Below are 5,530 nucleotides of genomic sequence, written 5' to 3' on the forward strand. Positions count from 1 at the left end.
TTACTGGCATAACACCTTCGTCATGTGCGTATGAGTGGCCTTAGCTAACTTCCGCTCAACCGGACACGGAGGGGCTGATGAGTCGGTTGTGGCTTTGCGCGGCGTTTGTCGTCGCGGGGTTTTTCGGTGCGAGCAGTTTCGGGCTTCCGGATGGATATGGCGGCCAGGCTTTTGCGCAGACGCAGCCCGGGACGGCATCGAGCGGCACCTCCACGATCTCAGGCAGCGGTGGCTTCGGCAATGGCGGTGCAGGCTTTGGAGCGGCGGCAGACGGCAAGGCCACAGATGGCAAGTCAGGCGGATCGGCGGCAACATCGTCAGCCAAGGATGGCAGTGGCGATGGGCTGAAGGCAGGAACCGGCGGGCAGGCCGATGGCAAGGCCTCTGCCCAGGATCGCAATCCTGACGCGGCTTCCAAGATCGGCAATGGTTCGACCAACACGGCCGAAGACAAGGCCACGAGCGACAAAAGTGGAGATGCCGCCAAGGCGGATGCGAAGGCGGCGGCTCCGGAAGCTGCTGCGGCCATGGCTGCAGCAACCTCAGCCAGCGGCACGGTCGGCCAGGATCCGGAAGCGATCGGAGCGCCCGCCAAGGTGGACCTGCCCAACCGGGCCTCGAATGGCAGCCTCGGTTATTCGATCGACATCGATGTGCCGGCCTTCCGCGGTCTCGAGCCGAAGCTGTCGCTGACCTACGATTCCTCCCGCAAGACCAAGCTCGGCGGGCTCTACCAGGGCTGGCTGGGCTATGGCTGGGGGCTGGACGGCATCGATGTGATCGAGCGGGCAAGCCCCGGCTATGGCATGCCGATGTTCGACAGCTCCGATGTGTTCCTGCTCAACGGCATGCCGCTGGTTGCCTGCGGCCCCGGCGTGTCCTCGCCTTCGTGCACGGCAGGCGGCACCCATGCCACCGAGAACGAATCCTATCGGCGTATCAAGCTGCTCGGATCGGAATACAGCAGATACTGGGAAGTCACAGACCGTGACGGAACGGTCTCGACCTTCAGTTCTGTCGTTGCGGTCTGGGGGAGTGCTCCAACCAACGATCTGGGCTACGCCTACCGCTGGCTGCTAACCTCGGTCAGAGACACCAACGGCAATACGGTCAACTATACCTATAACTGCCCGGATTCACCAGTCTGCTACATCTACACCATCACCTACAACGGAACCTACATTGCTTTCGAGCGGGAGACCCGTCCCGATCCCATTCTGATGGGCAATGGCCAGGGCATCTCGGAAACCCTGCAGCGTATCAAGTCGATCAGGATCAGCGTCTCCGGGCAAATGCGTAGCGTCTACGCTCTGACCTATGACCAAGCTCCGTTCTCCTCTACATCACGCTTGACTAGGGTCACGCGTTACGGCACGGACGTGACCTTTGCCTCAAACAATGCCATCTCTGGCGGCTCTTCCAAGACCATCGCGCAGATGAGCTACCAGGATGCGGCAGCGGCCTATAGTGGGGTCAACGTGTCTGCCTATGGGAGCGGGACCAGCTTTCTGGCCTTGCCGACCCAGGTCGGCGATCTCAATCTCGATGGCCGCGACGAGATCTTTGGCGACGAGATCGTTCGGGTCAATGCAGGCTCCTCCCGGGATCCCATCGAGGGTTGGCGTCGTACGAAGAAGCTCTTCGCCTTCAATGCCGACGGTTCCCTGGCTGCCAACAGGGCGCTGCTGCTCGACACGCTGACAAATCCAAACAGCGATTCCTACACACCCAAATACTTCTCGGAGCCCGGTCGCTTCATCGCCGGCAGTGCCCGGATGGATTTCGCCGATGCCGCGCTCCAGGACTATGTCAATGGCGCCACGGGTCGTGTCACCTACAGTTCGACGCGCTCGATCATACAGGTCGACAGCCAGTTCAACCTGAGCAGATATACCTGTCCTGTGTCGGGCTACGAGGGTACGTGTGCGGGGCTTCCGCAAGGTGGCGATGGTGCTACGCCGCTGGTCGATGGCATCGTTGCCGATGCGGATGGCGACGCAACCGACACCGTCTATCCGCAGACATCGGCATCCACTCAATTGTTGGGGGTGGGAGACTTCCTGGGCAATGGACGCCAGCAGCCCCTGTATTGGGTTGGGATCAGCTATGTCAGCAAAGGCGTGTTGTCGGGCGGAACATGGCAGCCGGGAGCAAACATCTCCCTGTCGTGTTCACCACAGTCATTCCGCGAATACGGCAGCTGTGTCGTTGGTGACATCAATGGCGATGGGGCCAGCGACATCTTGCGCTACAGCAGCAACGGCAGCATGCAGATCCTGTTGTCCACCGGTAACGGCTTCAAATCGTTTGCCGTGAACTCAGCCGTTGGTCGTTCCGCCGTCCTTCGCGATTTCGACAATGATGGCCGTATGGACCTGGTCACGGTTGAGACGAGCACCGCGCCGTCCCCCATGTCGACGGGACAGTTGCGAGTGTTTTCCCTACAGCCGAGCGGCACGACCTACTACCCCACCCAGTTCGCGCCATTCTCTCTGACCGCCAGCGTTGTCATCGGCGACTTCAATGGTGACGGTCTACCCGATTTCATCAACCGCAACGGTGCCGGCAGCTTCGTCGACATCGTCTATGCTTCCAACGCCGGTGCCGGCACACCCAACCTGTTGCGAATTGTCACGACAGAACTGGGCGGCACGGTTGTGGCTAACTTCGCGCCATCGACGCAGTGGCAGAATGACTATTTGCCGCAAGTTGTGCACGCGGTAACCCAGCTGACGGTTTACGATGGTCGAGGGCAAGCCGCCGTAACCAACTATTCCTATTCGGGCGGCAGATACGACCCCGTCGCCCGCCGCTTCCTCGGCTTTGCCAGCGTCGTCGAGACCAAACCTTCCGCCAACGGCGAAGGTGGGCGGCCCACAATCGAAACAACCTACCGCCAGGATCTGGCCAGCTACGGTCTGCCGTCACTGACCGTCATGAAGGACGGTGCCGGCATCGAACGCAAAAGGGTAACGGAGAGCTATTCGGTCAATGCCGCAACCAAACCCTATTGGGTCCAGAACACCGGCACAGCGATATCCGAAACGAGTGACGGCGCGGTCCTGACGCGAGCCCTCGATCGCGTTTTCGATGAATGGGGCAACATCATTGAACTAAAGGACTACGGCCGCAACGATGTCAGTGGTGACGAAATTTGGACTGTGTATGCCTTTGCGCCAACACTCAGTTCCTACATCGTCTCCAAACCGCGCTACGAAGCGATCCGAGACACGTTTGATCCAATTTTTCCCATCAAATACGATCTGTTCTTCTATGATGGTTCTACAGACAATCTGGCCCAGCCTATCAAGGGCAATCTGACATCCTCTATCCACCGGGTGCGAGCGGATTCGACCCAGCCACTCTATCAGACGACCGAAACCTTCACCAACGACAGCTTCGGCAACAGGATATCGCAGGTCGACGGTGCCGGTAACCGTACAGAATGGGACTACGATCCTACCTATCACCTCTACCCGGTGACGGAGCGCGCACCAAAGTATTTTGCCAACGGTTCATTGCCTGCCGACGCGCGTTTCGTCTCGACCATTACCTACAACCCGGTTTGTGGTTTGCCGGCGAGCAAGACCGACTGGAATGGTAGCATCACGACCTTCAGCTACGATCCATACTGCCGGTCTTCGGAAATCCGAAACACCGCGACCGGATACTATTCGAAAGTTCGCTACTTCGACGAAGGAAGCTCCCTACAGCACTTTGTGACCTATTCGCCTCTGCCGAACGCATCGGGGGAATACTACAAGCAAACTTTCTACGACGGGCTTGGCCGCGCCTGGCACGAGGATACGCCCGGGTGCAACGCGCCCGGCGTCTGGGTGATGGTCAACACGGAATACGATCAGCGCTCCAACGTCGCTCGAAAATCACTGCCTCGCTGTTCGAACGAAGCCGATCAATGGACCAGCACTCGTTATGACTGGGCAGATCGGCAAACCGCGGTAGTCAATCCTGATGGCAGTGAGCGCACCTACACGTACCGCCTGTGGCCCACCCCCCTGATCCATTCCACCAACGTTACATACGGCCTCGTCGTCCAGAAAGACGAACTTGGACGGGAAAGTCACGTCTTCACAAACAGCCGGGGCGATGCGATCCGCCTGACCAGTGTTATGGTGGACGGTTCCTATATCTCCGAGCATCGCAACTATGACGCCTTGCATCGGCTGACCAAGCTGGTTGACGACCGCCTTGCCACTTGGACCTACAGCTACGATATGGCCGGCAATCGGCTGACGGCCTCAGATCCCGATCTTGGCACCTGGACCTATAAATACGACGCAGCCAATCGGCTGGTCGAGCAGACGGATGCCCGCGGAGCAGTGACCACCTTGTCTTATGACCAGATGGGGAGACTGGTGACGAAGACCGCGACGGCAGTGGGCGGCGCGCCCGTCACGCTTGTCCAGAACAGCTATGACCAAATCGAGCCCGATTACTACAATGTCGGTCAGATGACCCGATCGGTGAACGGCGCGGCCACACAGGTCTACAACTATGATGGCTTCGGTAAGGTAAGGTGGCAAACCACCAGCATCGATGGGGCAAGCCACTCCACTTTCATGGCGCGAGATCGCTCGGGTCTCGTCGTCTTTCAAAACTACTCGCCTTCACCGGCTGATTTTGGGACGAATGCCGATCGCCTCGGATATACAAGCGGCAACCTGTTTTATTCAGCGCCCGGTTACATCACCTCGATCAGTTACGAGGCTGATAATCAGACGCGCCAGATCGTCTATGCCAATGGCGTGAAGACGGACTTCAGCTATTCGCCGACACGACGCTGGCTGACCAGGGTAGTAACGATAGGCTCGAGCGGCGCCGTGTTGATGGACAACACCTATAGCCGTGACCTTGCCGGTCGTATCACCGCCATCAATGGTGCGCCGACGGCACTCGATCCGGCGGGCACGGCCGAGGATTGGAGCTACACCTACAACAACTTCGACTGGCTGATGACGGCGACCAACGGTGCCAACGCCAGCCTCAACGAGACGTTCAGCTACGACACTAACGGCAACATGCTCTCGCGCAGCCGGGTCTCGGGCAGCTATGTGTATCCAGCAGCAACGGCACAGCGCCCGCATGCGCCGTTGAGTGTCGGTTCGCGGTCCTTCGCCTATGACGCTAATGGCAACACCTCATCGGACGGCATCCGTACCCTGGTCTGGGACGAAGCGAACCGGCTGACGACGGTCACGCAGGCCAACGGCACGACAAGCTATGCCTACGGTCCTGATGGTGCGCGGGTGAAGAAGAGCTCTTCCTTCGGCACCACGCTTTATCCGAGCGCCGATGTCGAGATCGATCCGGCGACACCTGGGGCGGAGAAATACACCCGCTACCCACATGCCGACATCAAGATCGTGAACGGGGCGAAGTTCTTCCTGCATCGCGATCACCTGGCATCGGTGCGCTTCGTCACCGATGCTGATGGCGCAGTCGTCGAAAGTACCGGCTATGCGGCCTATGGCGAGCGCCTGAACTCCGGCTTCCAGACCCAGAAGAGCTA

Annotated in this window: 1 protein-coding gene; it reads left to right on the forward strand. The window is 59.2% G+C overall.

Annotation, left to right across the window (positions count from 1 at the left end):
- Window positions 1-77 precede the first annotated feature (77 nt).
- Window positions 78-5,530 (forward strand): toxin TcdB middle/N-terminal domain-containing protein (locus AO692_RS13105; RefSeq protein WP_082407355.1); only part of this gene is annotated, 5,453 nt, incomplete at its 3' end.

The organism is Mesorhizobium sp. 1M-11 (assembly GCF_001303895.1).
GTDB lineage: Bacteria > Pseudomonadota > Alphaproteobacteria > Rhizobiales > Rhizobiaceae > Mesorhizobium.